Here is a 15,340-nt window from a genome sequence, read left to right on the forward strand (position 1 = left end):
CGGCGCGCCCCGCCGACCCCGCACAGCCCGCGCAGCCCGAGGAGACCGAGGAGACCGGCCCCACGGCCGACACCCCGCACGCCGCCCTGCCGCCCGGTCCCGGTACCGGACGCGCCGCACGGCGGCGGCAGTTGGCGCGCTGGAAGAAGACGCAGCGGCGCGCCCTGGTCGCCACGGCGGTGGCGCTCGTCGGCGGCGGCATCACCCTCGCCTCGACCGACCGGGGCGGCAGCGACCGTACCCAGGCGTCCGCCGCCCCCGACCTGCACGGCATGGGCGGCACCTCCGGCACCGCGGACGACACGGCCGGCGCCCCGTCCGCCGCCCCGGACCGTACGACCGCTCCGCCGCAGGCCGACGCCCGCCGGGACCAGGCGCGTCCCGGGGCCGCGCCCGCCACCACCGCGCCGCCGTCCGGCACCCACACCGACGGCGCCGCCGCCACCGAGGTGCCCGCCGGGGGACGTGCGGACGCGTCCGAGCCGGTCTCCCGTTCCGGCAGCCGCTCGGAGACGAGCCAGGACACCGGCACCGGCACACCCGCCACCGGCGACTCCGGCACCGCCACGCGCCCCACCACGCCCCCGCCCACCGCCGACGACGGCACCGGGACCGGTGACACGGGCAGCGGCGACGGCGGCTCGGACCAGGGCGACGGCTCGACCGCGCAGCCGGCGCCCAGCACCCCGCCGCCCGCCGACGAGCCGCGCGACCCCCGCCTCTGCCTGCTGGTGATCTGCGTCGGCTGACCGGTCCGCCCCGACGGGCGGCGCTCGTGGGGGCTGCGGGACAATCGCGGCATGAGCGTCGTGAAGATCAACGTACTCACGGTTCCCGAGGACCAGCGCGAGACCCTGGAGAAGCGGTTCGCCGCGCGGGCCGGGGCGGTGGAGAGCTCGGACGGCTTCGAGTGGTTCGAGCTGCTGCGCCCGGTCGAGGGCACGGACACCTACCTCGTCTACACGCGCTGGCGCAGCGAGGAGGACTTCCGGCGCTGGATGGAGGGACGCGGTCAGGCCGCCCACGCCGGCGCGCAGGGCGACAAGCCGCGCCCTGCGGCCACCGACGCGACCCTGTGGTCCTTCGAGGTGGTCCAGCAGGCGGCGCCCCGCCAGGACTGACCGGCGGACGTCACCCCAGCACGTCCAGCACCCGCCGCGCCGCCTCCGCCACCAGCTCGTCGCTGGGGGAGGCGGCGCGGTCGGTGCGCTCGGTCAGCACGGACAACACCAGCGGGGGTCGTCCGGCGCCCGGCCACAGCACGGCCACGTCGTTGCCCCGGCCCCACTCCCCGCCGCCGGTCTTGTCGCCCACCCGCCAGCCGCGGGGCACGGCCGCCCGGATGCGGCGGTCGCCGGTGGTGTTGCGCACCAGCCAGTCGGTGATCAGGGCGCGCCCGGCGGCGGGCAGGGCGTCGCCGAGGACCAGGGCCCGGTAGTCGGCGGCGATGGCGCGGGGCGAGGTGGTGTCACGCGGGTCGCCGGGCGGGTTGCTGTTCAGCTCGGGCTCGACGTGGTCCAGCCGCGTGACCCGGTCACCCAGCCGGCGCGCGTACGCGGTGAGCCCGCCCGGCCCGCCGATGTCCCGCAGCAGCAGATTTCCCGCGGTGTTGTCGCTGTACCGGACGGCGGCGTCGCAGAGCTGACGCAGCGTCATGCCGTCAGCGGTGTGCTTCTCGGTGACGGGCGAGTACGTCACCAGGTCGGCCGTGCTGTACGAGACCCGTTCGTCCAGGCGGGCGCCGGGGCGGCGGTCCACGACCGCGGCGGCGGCGAGGGTCTTGAAGGTGGAACAGAGCGCGAAGCGTTCGTCGGCCCGGTGCACGACGGTGGCACCGGTCCCGGTGTCGACGGCGAACACCCCGAGCCGAGCACCGAACTCACGCTCCAGCGCGCGGAGACGGGGAGGGCTGACCGGGTCCGGGGTCCGGCGCCCTGGTGTCGCGGAACCACCGGCGGCGGGAGCCCGATCCGGAGCATCGGCGGCACACCCCGCGACGGGAACAAGGGCGGCGGTCAACAGGAGGGCACGGCGGGAGAGTCGTGCGGTCACAAGGAAACATCCTTCCAGGAAAGGGCCCCACAGGGGCGCGGGGAGCTACGCGAAGAGGACCCAGGGGCGAGCGGCCCTGTAGGGGCGCGGGGAACTGCGCAACGGGACCCAGGGGCGAGCGCGCCTATAGGGGCGCGGGGAACTGCGCAACGGGACCCAGGGGCGAGCGCGCCTATAGGGGCGCGGGGAACTGCGCGAAGGGGGTCCGGGGGCGAAGCCCCCGAGAACGGGAGGTCAGGACACCGAACGTGTCCAGTCGGGCCGGCCCCAGAAGGCGAGGCGCGCCTCAAAACCTGCGCGGGCCTCAAGACCGGGGCGCCCCCGACAACACCCCGTACACCACAGGCCCCGCCGACCCACCGCCCGTAACGCCCTCCTCCACCACGCACGCCACGGCGACGCCACCCCGATGGGCAACCATCCACCCGTTGTTCTCCTGCTCCTCGGACACCTCGGCCGTCCCGGTCTTCCCCCCGACCTCGCCGCCGAGCGGCGCCAGCACCCGCGCCGTGCCCTCGGTGACCGTGGCCCGCAGCAGCGAGCGAAGCCGGCTGACGACCCGAGGCGGCAGCGGCTCGGTCACGGTGGTGTCCTCCGTGCCGGTGGCGACGAGGGACGGCTGGTGGAAGCGGCCGGAGACGGCCGTCGCGGTGACCGACGCCATGATCAGCGGGTTGGCCTGCACCCGGCCCTGCCCGATCATCGACGCGGCCTTCTCCGTCGCGTCGCGCGGCTCGGGCACGGACCCGTCGTACGAGGGGACGCCCACGTGCCAGGTCTGCCCGACGCCGAAGTACTTCTTCGCGACCTCCCCGAGTTCGCCGTCGCCGAGCCGGTCGCGCAGGCCGATGAAGGCGGTGTTGCAGGACTCGGTGAACGCGGTGCGGAAGGTGGCGCCGGGGTGGGCGGAGGTCTCGACGTTCTGGAACCGCTTGCCGACGGTGAGGTAGCGGGGGCAGTCCACGACGTCGTCCGGGGCGACCGCGCCCTTGAGCAGCAGGGCGCCGCTGGTGACGATCTTCCAGGTGGAGCCGGGGGCGTACGTGCCGGAGACGGCGCGGTTGAAGCCGTCGGCCGGGGAGTTCGCCACCGCGAGGACCTGCCCGTCGGTTACGCGCAGGGCGACCAGTGCCGCGTTCTTCCCGCCGGCCTTCCTCAGGGCCTGTTCGGCGGCCGACTGCCAGCGTGCGTCGAGCGTCGTGCGCAGGGGGCCGTCGTCCCGGCGGGCGGGGCCGCCGAAGGCGGCCTCGGTGCGGCGGACGTCCCCGGTGGCGCGGTCGACGAGCAGCACCGCCCCGCGCGGCCCGCCGCCGTCCCTGCCGCGGGCCAGCTGGGCGAGGACGGGGCCGAGGGAGGGGTGGGCGTCCGCGGACAGGGCGCGTCCGGCGCGGTCGAGCGCGCGGACCGGTTCGGCCTCCTCACGCTCCAGGCGGAACTTCTCCGTGCCGCTGAGCCGCGGGTGCACCAGCGACAGCCGCCAGTCCACCTTCCACTCGCCGTCGCGCTCCCGCAGCGGCAGTTCGGCCCCGTAGGTCCAGGTGCCGAGGCCGGTGACGGGCATCCGCGCGGTGTACGGGACGGTGACGGCGTGTCCGCCGGACTCCTCGTCCTCCACGGGCCTGCCGGCGGTGAGTACCGGCCGGTCGATGTCGAGCCCGGAGGTGAAGCTGCTGAGCACCTCCTCCGCGCGGTCGGGTCTGGTGGTGCGGGCGGCGGCGGCCGGGAGGCGTCCGGCGGCCCAGTCGGCGAGGAACGCGCGGGCCTCGGCCACCGCCTCCGGGTCGGGTCCGGACTCGCCGGCGAAGGGGCCGAGCCCGGCGCCCCAGGCCCCGCCGACGGCGACCGCGGCGACCGCCGTGACGGCGACGAGCGCCTTGACCGCCGCCCGCGGGCCACGGCGGGGAGCGGAGGGGGAAAGGTCGGGAAACGTGTTCATGCCCCGACCACAGCAGCGCGGAGGCCCCTCCGTCCAAGTCCGCTATCGCTCATGGACCGATAAACACTCGATATGGTTACTGATCGTGGACCTGGTGCGGCACCTGGAGTGCTTCGTGGCTGTTGCAGAAGAGTCACACTTCGGCCGTGCCGCCGCCCGTCTCGGCATGGCCCAGCCCCCTCTCTCGCAGCGCGTCCAGCGCCTGGAACGGGAGCTGGGGGTGCGGCTCTTCGAGCGCACCAGCCGTCAGGTGCGGATCACGGAGGCCGGGACACTGCTGCTGGCCGAGGCGCGGGAGGTGCTGGCCCGCACGGAGTCGTTCCTCACCGCCGCCCGCCGGGTGCGCGACGGCGAGACGGGGCTGCTGCGCGCCGCGCTGCCCCCGGACCTCTCCGGCGAGACGGTGGCCGCGCTGCTCGCCGACTTCGCCGGACGTCACGCCGGTCTCGAGCTGGAGCTGCACGAGCTGTCCACGGCGCAGCAGCTCGACCGGCTCGCGGCGCACGACCTGGACGTGGGGGTCGTCCACCATCCGTGCGACGTGACGGGGCTGGAGCTGGGACCTGTGCTGCGCAGGGAGCTGGGCGTGCTGCTGCCCGCCGGGACCGCTGCGGCCGCACTGGAGGAGGTCCCGCTGCCCGCGCTGTCCGGGCGCGACCTGATCCTCTTCCCGCGCACGGCGGCACCGGCCCTGTACGACGAGCTGCTGACCACCTGCGCACGCGGCGGCTTCACCCCCGCCGCCGTGCGCCACGGCCAGGGCGCGAGTTTCGTGCGCGGGCTGGTGCTGTCCTCGGGGGCGGTCGCCCTGTGTCCGCGTGATGCCGCCCCGCCGGGGCAGGGGGACGGCGAGGGGGACGCCGTGTGGCGTCCGCTGACCGGAGGGGCGCCCGCGCTGCGGCACTCGGCGGCCTGGCCGAAGGGGCGCGGCGACGCCGCCGTGCAGGCGTTCGCGGAGGCGGCCACGCGTGCCCTGCGCACCGCCGCGGGCGCGGTTCCCGACGTGCCGGACCGTCCCCTGCACCTGCGACCGGCATCGGAGTACTGGCTGTGACGGACGCCGTCGCCCGCATCCACGCGGCTTTCGCCGACGCCGGGGTCACCGGCCGGCTGCACGCCCTCGACATCGACTCCGGCGACCAGCTGGGCGCCGGAGCGGACCAGCCGGTGTGCACGGCGAGCGTCCACAAGCTGTGTCTGCTGGTCGCGCTGCACGAGCGGGCGGCGCGGGGCGTGCTGGACCTGGCCGAGCAGCTGGAGACCGTGCCGGGGGAGCGCACGGCGGGGCCCACGGGGGTTGCGGCGATGCTGGACGCGGCCCGTCTGTCCCTGCGGGACCTGGCCTATCTGATGATGGCGGTGAGCGACAACGCGGCCGCCGACCTGCTGCTGCGCCGGGTGGGTCTGGACGCCGTGAACGCGACGACGGCCCGGCTGGGCCTGACCCGGACGCGGGCGGTGCACTCCTTCGGCGACATGCTGGCCACCGTCAAGGAGGACGCCGGGCCGGACGGGGCGCGGGCGCTGGCCGACCCGCGGGTCGTGAGCCGGCTGCGGGCGCTGGACCCGGCCCGCACCAACCGCAGCACCCCACGGGACATGACGCGGCTGCTGGGCGCGGTGTGGCGGGACGAGGCGTGCACTCCGGAGCACGGCGCGGCGATGCGGCGGATCATGGGGCTTCAGGTGTGGCCGCACCGTCTGGCCTCGGGTTTTCCCTTCGACGACGTGCATGTCGCGGGAAAGACCGGCAGCCTGCCGACTCTGCGGAACGAGGTGGGGGTGGTCGAGTATCCCGACGGCGGCCGTTACGCGGTGGCCGTCTTCACCCGGACCGCGCACACGGCGGCGACCCTTCCGGCGGCCGACGCGGTGATCGGCACGGCGGCGCGGATCGCGGTGGACGCGCTGCGCGCGAAGGCGTTCCGGTCGTCACGCTGAGCGTGGCCGGAAACGCGGGGGAAAATCCCCGGAAACAGCGAGGAGCGGGTGCCCGCACGAAACGTGCGGGCACCCGCTCCTCAAAACCTGCGTGCAGGTCAGGCAGGTCAGGCGGGAACGATGTTCTCCGCCTGCGGGCCCTTCTGGCCCTGGGTGACGTCGAAGGTCACCTTCTGGCCTTCCTGGAGCTCGCGGTAGCCCGAGGTGGCGATGTTCGAGTAGTGGGCGAACACGTCAGCGCCGCCGCCGTCCTGCTCGATGAAGCCGAAGCCCTTTTCCGAGTTGAACCACTTGACCGTACCGGTGGCCATAATTATCTCCTGAGACAGTGCCGGGAAACGCACTTTACGAATCCCTACATCGTCGCGATGATCACCTGCCCGGAGAACCGGTTCAAACTGGCAACCACAACTGCAACTGACGTCAGCCTAGCACGGAAAATATTCTCGGCAAGCGAGGAAAATCACTGGAATAAACCCGCACGGCGTGTTTAGAGAAAAGAATTTCGCGCCGGCGGGGCGGAAATACTGTCCCGGCGGGGACAGATTTTCAGCGGTGCCTCGCCGGTGCCTCACCGGTGCCCGTGGACCGGGTCGGCGCCCTGCCTGCGGAGCTCCTCGTTCGTCCGCTCCGCCTGCTCCAGCTGGTCCTCGAGGCTCACGATGCGGCACGCGGCGTCCACCGGGGTGCCCTGGTCGACCAGCTCGCGGGCGCGGGCGGCGAGCCGCAGCTGGTGGCGCGAGTAGCGGCGGTGCCCCCCGTCCGAGCGGGTCGGCGTGATCAGCCGCGCCTCACCGAGGGCACGGAGGAACGCGGGTGTGGCTCCGACCAGTTCGGCGGCCCTGCCCATGGTGTAGGCCGGGAAGTGGTCGTCGTCGAGCCGGTCGGCGACGGGGAGCCGGTCCTGGTCCGGCTGCCGGCCGTCGGCGTACGGCTGACTTTCCGAGGGCATACGCACCTTTCCGCGGACCACAGCGGGCACGGTCCGCCACGGGGACAGGTTCCCCACCGTCAAACTCTAGTCGCCTCGGCGGAAAATCTGTCGCGGCGCGTACAGATGTCCTCAGCTGTTCACGCCGGCGCCGTGCCGCCCGCCGCGGCCCCGCCGGTTGAGCCGTCCGTGGGCCTGGTCCGGTGCGGACCCATCTCCCCGAGCACCCGACCCAGTTCCTCCTCGTCGAGCGGCCGTCCGGGCAGCGGACGGGGCCCTGCCGCGGGACCGCGCAGCCCTTCGAGGAACAGGGCGAGGGGGCGGCGCCAGGCGTCGGGTCCCGCGGCGGCGGCCAGCGGCGGCACGGCACGGCCCAGTGCCGCCAGGGCGAAGAGAAGGTCCTCGGTGGTGACGTCGGCGCGCACGCCGCCCTGCGCGCGGGCGCGCTCCAGCAGCACGTCGACGGTCTCGCGGTTGTGCGCGTGGACGGCGTCGAGCGTCTCGACGTCCGGCAGACGGGTGGTCATCAGGTCGTTGGTCCCGCGATCGGCCGCAAGGGTGGCGAACACGGCGTCGAGATAGTCCGCCAGACCGGCCCACGCGTCGGCCGCGCGGCGCGCGCGTTCCCCGGCCTGCATCGTTCCCGTGAGCTGGCCGCGGAACACGGCGTCCACGAGCGCCGCCCGCGTGGGGAAGTGCCGGTAGAGCGTCGCGTTGCCGACCCCGGCGCGCCGCGCGATCACGTCCAGCGGCGCCTCGAGCCCCTGCTCGGCGAACACGGCGTGCGCCGCCTCCACCAGCCGCTCCCGGTTCCGCCGCGCGTCCCGCCGCAGCCGGGGCGGAACGGGCGCCTCAGATCCCTCACCGACGGTCATGCATCCCTCCGTACGAACCGGGGAGCGCTCCCCGGGCGGATGCTATCGTCCCGGCGACAACTGGGGAGCACTCCCCGTTTACTGCTCGCCGAGAGGACACACCATGCGCGCCGACGGATCCGCGCCCCTGGGATGGGCGCCGACGCCCTTCCCCTTCGACCGTCTCGCGGCCCTGCGCGCCGAGGGGCCGGTCCACCGGGTGCACGTCCCCGGCAGCGGGGACGCCTGGCTGGTGGTGACCCGGGACGCGGTGCGCGCGGCGCTCACCGATCCCCGGCTGCGCAACGACATCCGGCACTCGGCCGGCTGGGAGACCGACGGCGGGCAGGCGGTCGGCCGCAACATGCTCCAGAGCGACCCGCCGCACCACACCCGGCTGCGACGGCTGGTCGCGGGCCACTTCACCCCGGGCCGGATCGCCGCGCTGCGCCCCCGCGTCGAGGCCGTGGCCCGTGACTTGCTGGACCGGATGCCGCGAACGGGGCCCGCCGATCTGGTGGGCGCGTACGCGCTGCCGCTGCCGGTCACCGTGATCTGCGACCTGCTCGGCGTGCCCGCGGGCGACCGCGGGGACTTCCACACCTGGTCGAACGAGCTGGTCACGCCCACGGACGCGACCACGGCCGCCGCCTCGGCCGCCGCACTCGCCGGATACCTCACCGGCCTGATCGCCCGGAAGGCCCGCACTCCCGACGGCACCCTGCTCGCGGACCTCGCCGCCCCGGGCGCGTCCGGCGCGCTGTCGTCCGAGGAGCTGCTCGGCATGGCCTTCCTGCTGCTGGTCGCCGGGCACGAGACGACCGTCAACCTGATCTCCGCGACCGTGCTGAGCCTGCTCACGCACCCGGACCAGCTCGCCCTGCTGCGCGCCGACCCGGGGCTGACGGGCGCGGCGGTGGAGGAGTCGCTGCGCCTCAACTCGCCCGTGCAAGCGGGCGCGTTCCGGTTCGCGGCGGAGCCGCTGGAGCTGGCCGGCACCCGCGTGGCCGCCGGGGACGCCGTGCTGGTCTCCCTGGCGGCGGCCTCCCGTGACCCGCTCGCCTTCCCCGACCCGGACCGCTTCGACCTCACCCGCCGCCCCCAGGGCCACCTGGGCTTCGGACACGGCGTCCACCGCTGCCTCGGTGCCCCGCTCGCCCGCGCTGAGGCCGCCGTCGCCCTGCGCCTGCTGCTGGAACGGCACCCCCGTCTCGCCCTGGACGCCGACGCGGAGTCCCTCACCTGGCGCGCCGGCACGCTGCTGAGGGGGCTCGCCGCGCTTCCCGTCCGCCTCGGCTGACACGGTCCTTTTCGGGGCCTCCCGGAGGCGACCCTGAGGTGTCCCCCATCGGACCCTGAGATGTGTCAGAAATCTTTGACAGGTGCCCGGACCCCCTGTCAGCCTTTTCTGACAGGTACGAGGGAAAGGGGCCCTGATGCCCGAGGTCCCGCCGCCGGCGCCCGAGGGTGACGCCCTGCTGAAGATCCTCACGGCGCTCGGCAACCCGCACCGGATGCGGATCGTGGCGGCGCTCGTGGAGAACCGCACGTACGTCAGCGCGCTGGCGCGCGAGATCGGCATCAGCCGCCCGCTGCTGCACATGCACCTCCAGCGGCTGGAGGCCGCCGGCCTCGTCACCGGCACGCTCGAAGCCGCGGACGACGGCAAGACCGTCAAGTACTACGACGTCACGCCGTTCGTCTGCGAGCTCACCCCGCACACCGTCGCCCGCGCGGCCTCGACGCTCACCGACGTCGAAGCGGGCACCGCCGACCGCGGCACGGGCCGCTCGGACCGAGGCGCGAAAGAGGAAGCGAAGTGAACGACGAACTGGTGACGCAGGCCGCCGGCGCCGACGAGCTCGGCGTGCTGGTGGGGGCCGTCGGCGCGGCCGGGTTCTTCACGCTGTTGATCGTGATCGTCTGGCAGGTGGCGGCCACCTGGCGCGCCCGCATGCTGGCCGCGCGCGAGGAGCAGTACAAGGAGCTCGCCACGCGGTACGCGCATCTGCTGGAGGACACCGTTGAGTTGCAGCGCCGCACCACGGAGGAGCAGCGCCGGCTGCTGGAGGAGCTGACACAGACCCGGCTGGCCGTCGGGTCGATGGAGAAGATGATGCGCGAGATCGAATGACCCCGTCCGCGTGTGCGCGGAGGTGTACGGCCGGGAGCGGCAACTCCCGGCCGTACGGAGGAAGCACACGCCCCGGACACACCCCTACCCGTGCACCACGGCAGGTCGTCACAGCCTGAGCGCCGTGGTGCGGGATCCGTGCGCCCCGCGCCGGCCGTCACCGGCCGGCGGTGCGCTTCACATCAAGGAGAGTACTCATGCGTGCCCTGTTGCAGCGCATCGCGCGTGCGCCCGGCGGGCGACGCGGGAAGTGGGCCGTGCTCGCGGCCTGGCTGATCGTCGCCGTCGCCCTCGGCCCGCTGGCCGGGAAGCTCGGCGACGTGGAGGACACCGGCCCCAACGCCTTCCTTCCGCACGGCGCCGAGTCCGCCCGCGTCAACACGGAACTGGAGAAGTTCCGCACGGACACGGTCATGCCCGTCGTCGTCGTGTACACCGGCGCGGGCGCCCGGGAGGCGGCGGACGCCGACCGCGCCGCGCTCGACCGGTTCACGGCCCCGGGTCGGCGGATCACCGGGCCGGTGCCGTCGGACGACCGCGAGGCGCTGATGACGGTGGTCCCGCTGGACGCGGAGGACGAGGTCACCGACACCGTCGACGCCCTGCGCGACATCGCCGGGGCCAACGCCCCGCCCGGCACGGACGTCGAGGTCGGCGGCCCCGCCGCCTCCCTCACCGACAGCGTGGCGGTGTTCGACAGCCTCGACGCGACTCTGATGATCGCCACCGTGCTCGTCGTGACCGCCCTGCTGCTGATCACGTACCGCAGCCCGGTGCTGTGGCTGTTCCCGCTGCTGTCGGTCGGCTTCGCCGCCGTGCTCACCCAGGCGTCCACGTATCTGCTGGCCAAGCACGCCTCGCTGCCCGTGGACCCGCAGAGCGCGGGCGTGCTGATGGTGCTGGTCTTCGGCGTCGGCACCGACTACGCGCTGCTGCTCATCGCCCGCTACCGGGAGGAGCTGCACCGCCACGAGGACCGGCACCGCGCCATGCGGATCGCCCTGACCCGCTCGGGCCCCGCGGTGCTCGCCTCGGCCGGCACCATCGCCGTGGGCCTGGCCTGCCTGGCGCTCGCCGACGTCAACTCCTCCCGCTCGCTGGGCCTGGTCGGCGCGGTCGGCGTGGTGTGCGCGTTCCTCGCCATGGTCACGGTGCTGCCCGCGCTGCTGGTGCTCGCCGGGCGCTGGGTGTTCTGGCCGTTCGTCCCCCGCTTCGGCACGCCCGCGCGCAAGGAGCGCACGGTGTGGGCGCGGGTCGGGAGCGCCGTGGCGCGGCGTCCGCGCTGGTCGTGGCTGATGTCGGTGGCGGTCACCGGGGTGCTGGCGCTGTCCGCGGCCGGCATCTCCCTCGGGCTCACCCAGTCGGAGATGTTCCAGGACAAGCCCGGGTCCGTCGTCGCGCAGGAGCGGATCTCGGAGCACTTCCCCTCCGGCGCCTCCGACCCGGCACAGATCGTCACCCGCACCGCCGCCGCCGGCGAGGTGCGGACGGCCGCGGCCGGGGTGGACGGGGTGGCCCGGGTCGAACCGGGCGGCGACCGCACACCCGACGGCTCCCTCATCACGCTGTCCGTGGTGCTGGAGGACGCCCCGGACAGCGACGCCGCCAAGGACACCGTCGACGCGCTGCGCACCGCCGTGCACGGCGTGGACGGCGCGGACGCCCTGGTCGGCGGGACCACCGCGGAGAGCCTGGACACCGCGCGGGCCGCGGACCGGGACCTGACCACCGTGGTGCCCGTGGTGCTGCTGGTCGTCCTCGCCGTGCTGATCGGGCTGCTGCGGGCGCTGGTCGCGCCGGTGCTGCTGCTGGCCACCGTGGTGGTGTCGTACCTCGCGGCGCTCGGCGCGTCCAACCTGCTCTTCGAGCACGTCCTCGGCTACGCGGGCGTGGACTGGTCGATCCCGCTGATGGGCTTCGTGTTCCTGGTGGCCCTGGGCATCGACTACAACATCTTCCTCATGCACCGGGTACGGGAGGAGACCGCGCGGCTCGGCGTCACACGCGGCGTGCTGGAGGGTCTCACCAGCACCGGAGGGGTGATCACCTCGGCCGGTGTGGTGCTGGCGGCCACCTTCGCGGTGTTCGCCGGCCTGCCGCTGGTGACCATGGCGCAGATGGGCGTGCTGGTGGGGATCGGCGTCCTGCTGGACACGTTCCTCGTGCGTACGGTCATGGTGCCGGCGCTGGCGCTGGATCTCGGCCGCCTGTTCTGGTGGCCGGGGCGGCTGTTCCGCGAGGCGCCGCGGCCGGACGGCGACACGGGTTCCGGCCGGACGCCGGAGACGCGGGAGCCGGTCGCCGGGGCGACGGCGTAGGAAGACGGGAAGGCCGGGGCCGGGCCCCGAGCTGCACACGTGGGGACGCGACGGCCCGTCCCGGCCTTCCCTCTGGCCGCAGCCTGCCACCCGGCGCGGGGCGCCGCTCCTCGGACGGTCCGAACGGGGGGGGCGCGCCGTCGGACGCCGCTGACTCCCGCCGATTCGGACATAGCGGGCGCTTTATCACATTTCCTGGTCCATACTCGGAAACATGAACACGGCAACGCTTGTACAGCTGGCCGCCGACAACCATCGGTGGGCCGTGCTCGCGGCCTTCCTCGGCGGCATCATCGTGGCAGGTGCCCTGGTCTGGGCCGTCCGGGCGGGAATGCGGTACATGGACCAGGAGTCCCCGCGCCCCCAGCCCGACGAGCAGCCGAGGCTGCCGGACGGCGGCGCGGTACGCGAGATGCGGGAGATGCGCGAGCCCGACGAGATCCCGCTCACGCCTCGCTCCGGCTCCCGGCTCATGCCGTACGAGCTGCATCACGCGAGTACGAAGACGGGCAAGGATCAGCAGCGGAAGAGGTGGCTGCCGGGGTCGAGCGGGGCGTTCGGCAGCGGAGGGCCAGGTCACGTGTGACCTGACCCCAGGGGGGTTTGGGGGCGGAGCCCCCGGAACGGCGCCCCCAACCTGGGCGGAATCTCAGGGCACCGCGCCCTGTGCTGCCGTTCGCGCAGTTCCCCGCGCCCCTATGGGGCGCTGCACCTGTCGGGGCGCGAGGGCTGATCCGCCCCCAGGGGCGCGGGGAACTGCGCGACGGGGGTCCGGGGGCGGAGCCCCCGAGACGGCGCCCCGGACACGGGCAGGTGTCCCTCAGCGAGGCGGCACCGCAGGGGCCGTGACCGAAGTGGGAGAGCCGACCGTGATGTGGATCTGCTCGCTCGCCGCGGACACGCCGTTCAGACTCGCCGTGGCCTGGAGCCGATTCGCCCCGGCGGGCAGATCACGGCCCGGAGCGCAGCTCCAGGACCCGTCCGCCCCCGCCGTGTCCGTGCACACCTCGTTCCCGTCCTGGTCGGACACCGTCACCTGCGCCCCCGGGTACGCCCGGCCCGCCGCGGCCGGCCGGTACCCCAGCGGCACCCCCGGCTCGGGCCGGGACAGCACCGGTGACGGCAGCCCCACCGTCACCTGACACCCCCCGCTCGCCCGCGCGACGCCCTCCGCGTCCGCGAGCCGCAGCACGCAGCCGGCGAGCCGTGTCCCCGGCTCCGCGTCGGCGGGCACCGTCAGCACGAAGGGGAAGCTTCCGGTCTGCCACGGGCGTTCCGCCGACACCGCCGTGTAGACGGCGGTGCGGCCGTCGGCGGCGACCTCGCCCCGGTAGCCGGCGGCGGCGAGCGGCACGCCGGTGACCTCCGCGCCGGCCGGGGCGGTCAGCGTCAGGCTGGAGCCGAACCCGAGGGCGGGCCCGGACAGGCCCGACGCCTCGACGATGCCGTCCCGGCCGGGCGGGATGGTCACCGCGCCCCAGAGGACCCGCTCACCCGCCGGCGGGCCCGCCCCGTCGACGGCGGACGCGGGCCCGGCGGGCAGCCACCCGGCCGCGAGGATCCCGGCCGCCGTGAGCACGGCGGCCGCTGTCTTGCTGGACCTGTTCATCGTGGACGGGCTCCCTGTACGGCCGGCACGGTCATCGGACACACCTGCGACCGACTCTGCGGGACGCCCTCACCGGACGCCCGCCCATGCCCTCCGTACGGGTGGTACAACCCTCAGCGCGTCAGCCAGACCGTCGTGTCCGGGGGCAGATGCCCGTCCTTCAGCGAGGCGCTGGTGAGGACCACCTCGCCCGCGGGGAGGGGCACCGGCTCGGCGGACAGGTTCGTCACGCAGCGCCAGCCGTCACCGCGGTCGAACTGGAGAACCCCCTCCGGAGCGTCCTCCGCCCACCTCAGCGTCTCGCCGTCGAGCAGCTTGCGGCGCAGCCGCAGGGCCGTGCGGTACAGCTCCAGGGTGGAGCCCTCCACCCCGTCCTGCGCCTCCACCGCGTACGCGGCGAAGGACGGCGGCTGCGGCAGCCACGCGCCGTTCGCGCCGAAGCCGTACGAGGGACCGGTCGAGGTCCAGGGCAGGGGGACGCGGCAGCCGTCGCGGCCCTTGCGGACGCGGCCCGTCTGCTCCCAGATCGGGTCCTGGAGGACCTCCGTGGGCAGGTCGGCGACCTCGGGGAGGCCGAGTTCCTCGCCCTGGTAGACGTACGCCGAGCCGGGCAACGCCAGCATCAGCAGGGTGGCGGCGCGGGCCCGTCGCAGTCCCGCCTCCGCGTCGACGGCGGGGGCGCTGCCGCCGGACAGCAGCCAGGCGTTGGTGTCCGTGCCGGGCGGCAGCATCAGCCGGGTCGCGTGCCGGACCACGTCGTGGTTGGACAGCACCCAGGTCGCCGAGGCGCCGGCCGCCTGCGCGGTCGCCAGCGAGTCGGTGATGACCTGGCGGAGCTCGTCCGCGTCCCACGCGGCTTCGAGGTACTCGAAGTTGAAGGCCTGGCCCAGTTCGTCCGGGCGGGCGTACAGGGCGCGCCGCGCGCCGGGCACCCACGCCTCGGCCACGGCCGTACGCGGCGGGGTGTAGGTGTCGAAGATCTTCCGCCAGTCGCGGTAGATCTCGTGCACCTCGTCGCGGTCGTAGAACGGGTGCGTGCCGGGCGCGAAGTCGGCGAGGGCCGCCTCGCCGCCGGCCGCGTGGTCGCCGAGGTCGCGCAGCGGCTCCTCGAGGTCCTTGGTGAGGGCGTGCGCCACGTCGACGCGGAAGCCGTCCACGCCCCGGTCGGACCAGAAGCGGAGGGTGGTGCGGAAGTCCTCGCGGACGTCGGGGTGGTCCCAGTTCAGGTCGGGCTGCTCGGCGGCGAACAGGTGCAGGTACCACTGCCCGTCCGGCACCCGCTGCCACGCGCTGCCGCCGAACACGGACTGCCAGTCGGTGGGCGGCAGCTCGCCGCTCTCGCCGCGTCCGTCGCGGAAGACGTAGCGGTCGCGGGCCGGGGAGCCGGGTCCGGCGCGCAGCGCCTCCTGGAACCAGACGTGCTGGTGGGAGGTGTGGTTGGGGACGATGTCGACGATCACCTTGAGGCCGAGCCGGTGCGCCTCGCGGACCAGCGCGTCGAAGTCGTCGAGGGTGCCCAGGCGCGGGTCGACGTCGCGCGGGTCGGCGACGTCGTAGCCGCCGTC

16 protein-coding genes are annotated in these 15,340 nt (G+C 74.5%); 9 read left to right on the top strand and 7 right to left on the bottom strand.

Annotated elements, in window-relative coordinates; genetic code table 11:
* Both CCN29_RS35635 and CCN29_RS06995 read left to right on the top strand, forming a co-directional pair.
* Positions 1-749: SCO2400 family protein (locus tag CCN29_RS35635; protein ID WP_442538252.1), on the top strand; the 749-nt coding region annotated here is incomplete at its 5' end.
* A 51-nt stretch (positions 750-800) separates the two neighbouring features.
* Positions 801-1,121: an antibiotic biosynthesis monooxygenase family protein gene (locus tag CCN29_RS06995; protein ID WP_006134588.1), complete on the top strand. Its 321-nt coding sequence runs from the start codon at positions 801-803 to the stop codon at positions 1,119-1,121.
* Positions 1,122-1,131: 10 nt separating this feature from the next.
* On the opposite strand, the gene bla is transcribed toward CCN29_RS06995, so the two are convergent.
* Positions 1,132-2,052 (bottom strand): class A beta-lactamase, encoded by a 921-nt coding sequence (gene bla, locus CCN29_RS07000; RefSeq protein ID WP_086680560.1) that lies wholly within the window; start codon positions 2,050-2,052, stop codon positions 1,132-1,134.
* Between the two features lie 304 nt (positions 2,053-2,356).
* A complete protein-coding gene (locus CCN29_RS07005) occupies positions 2,357-3,988 on the bottom strand; it encodes a penicillin-binding transpeptidase domain-containing protein (RefSeq protein WP_086680563.1) in 1,632 nt (543 codons plus the stop codon).
* An 85-nt stretch (positions 3,989-4,073) separates the two neighbouring features.
* Here CCN29_RS07005 and CCN29_RS07010 point away from each other — a divergent pair, with 85 nt between their 5' ends.
* Together CCN29_RS07010 and CCN29_RS07015 are read left to right on the top strand one after the other, a co-directional pair.
* Positions 4,074-5,042: a LysR family transcriptional regulator gene (locus CCN29_RS07010; RefSeq protein WP_006134585.1), complete on the top strand. Its 969-nt coding sequence runs from the start codon at positions 4,074-4,076 to the stop codon at positions 5,040-5,042.
* Positions 5,039-5,929 carry a serine hydrolase gene (locus CCN29_RS07015; protein ID WP_006134584.1) on the top strand — a complete coding sequence of 297 codons (891 nt, stop codon included), beginning with the start codon at positions 5,039-5,041 and terminating at the stop codon, positions 5,927-5,929. The genes CCN29_RS07010 and CCN29_RS07015 overlap by 4 nt, the downstream gene beginning before the upstream one ends.
* A 107-nt stretch (positions 5,930-6,036) precedes the next feature.
* Here CCN29_RS07015 and CCN29_RS07020 read toward each other — a convergent pair whose 3' ends face one another.
* The 3 genes from CCN29_RS07020 to CCN29_RS07030 form a co-directional block, all read right to left on the bottom strand.
* The gene (locus tag CCN29_RS07020; protein WP_006134583.1) at positions 6,037-6,240 is read right to left on the bottom strand and encodes a cold-shock protein; all 204 of its coding nucleotides are present in this window, start codon (positions 6,238-6,240) and stop codon (positions 6,037-6,039) included.
* Positions 6,241-6,500: 260 nt separating this feature from the next.
* Entirely contained in the window at positions 6,501-6,881 is a 381-nt protein-coding gene (locus tag CCN29_RS07025) for a MerR family transcriptional regulator (RefSeq protein WP_031018019.1), read from the bottom strand.
* Positions 6,882-7,000: 119 nt separating this feature from the next.
* Positions 7,001-7,735: a TetR/AcrR family transcriptional regulator gene (locus CCN29_RS07030; RefSeq protein WP_086680565.1), complete on the bottom strand. Its 735-nt coding sequence runs from the start codon at positions 7,733-7,735 to the stop codon at positions 7,001-7,003.
* Positions 7,736-7,838: 103 nt separating this feature from the next.
* Here CCN29_RS07030 and CCN29_RS07035 point away from each other — a divergent pair, with 103 nt between their 5' ends.
* From CCN29_RS07035 to CCN29_RS07055, 5 genes are all read left to right on the top strand, one after another.
* A complete protein-coding gene (locus tag CCN29_RS07035) occupies positions 7,839-9,014 on the top strand; it encodes a cytochrome P450 family protein (RefSeq protein ID WP_086680567.1) in 1,176 nt (391 codons plus the stop codon).
* 136 nt (positions 9,015-9,150) lie between these two features.
* Entirely contained in the window at positions 9,151-9,537 is a 387-nt protein-coding gene (locus tag CCN29_RS07040) for an ArsR/SmtB family transcription factor (RefSeq protein WP_006134579.1), read from the top strand.
* Positions 9,534-9,848 (top strand): hypothetical protein, encoded by a 315-nt coding sequence (locus tag CCN29_RS07045; RefSeq protein WP_006134578.1) that lies wholly within the window; start codon positions 9,534-9,536, stop codon positions 9,846-9,848. Before CCN29_RS07040 ends, CCN29_RS07045 begins: the two co-directional genes overlap by 4 nt.
* Before the next feature lie 197 nt (positions 9,849-10,045).
* The gene (locus tag CCN29_RS07050; protein ID WP_086680569.1) at positions 10,046-12,166 is read left to right on the top strand and encodes an MMPL family transporter; all 2,121 of its coding nucleotides are present in this window, start codon (positions 10,046-10,048) and stop codon (positions 12,164-12,166) included.
* Positions 12,167-12,380: 214 nt separating this feature from the next.
* Positions 12,381-12,752 carry a DUF6479 family protein gene (locus CCN29_RS07055; RefSeq protein WP_006134577.1) on the top strand — a complete coding sequence of 124 codons (372 nt, stop codon included), beginning with the start codon at positions 12,381-12,383 and terminating at the stop codon, positions 12,750-12,752.
* Between the two features lie 234 nt (positions 12,753-12,986).
* Here the strand turns inward: CCN29_RS07055 and CCN29_RS07060 are convergent, their stop codons facing one another.
* On the bottom strand, positions 12,987-13,775 hold the full coding sequence (locus CCN29_RS07060; protein ID WP_086680571.1) for a carboxypeptidase-like regulatory domain-containing protein: 789 nt from the start codon (positions 13,773-13,775) through the stop codon (positions 12,987-12,989).
* 113 nt (positions 13,776-13,888) lie between these two features.
* On the bottom strand, positions 13,889-15,340 hold a 1,452-nt coding region (locus CCN29_RS07065; RefSeq protein ID WP_086680573.1), incomplete at its 5' end, for a glycoside hydrolase family 13 protein.

Source organism: Streptomyces pseudogriseolus, from assembly GCA_002154585.1.
Taxonomy (GTDB): Bacteria; Actinomycetota; Actinomycetes; order Streptomycetales; family Streptomycetaceae; genus Streptomyces; species Streptomyces pseudogriseolus.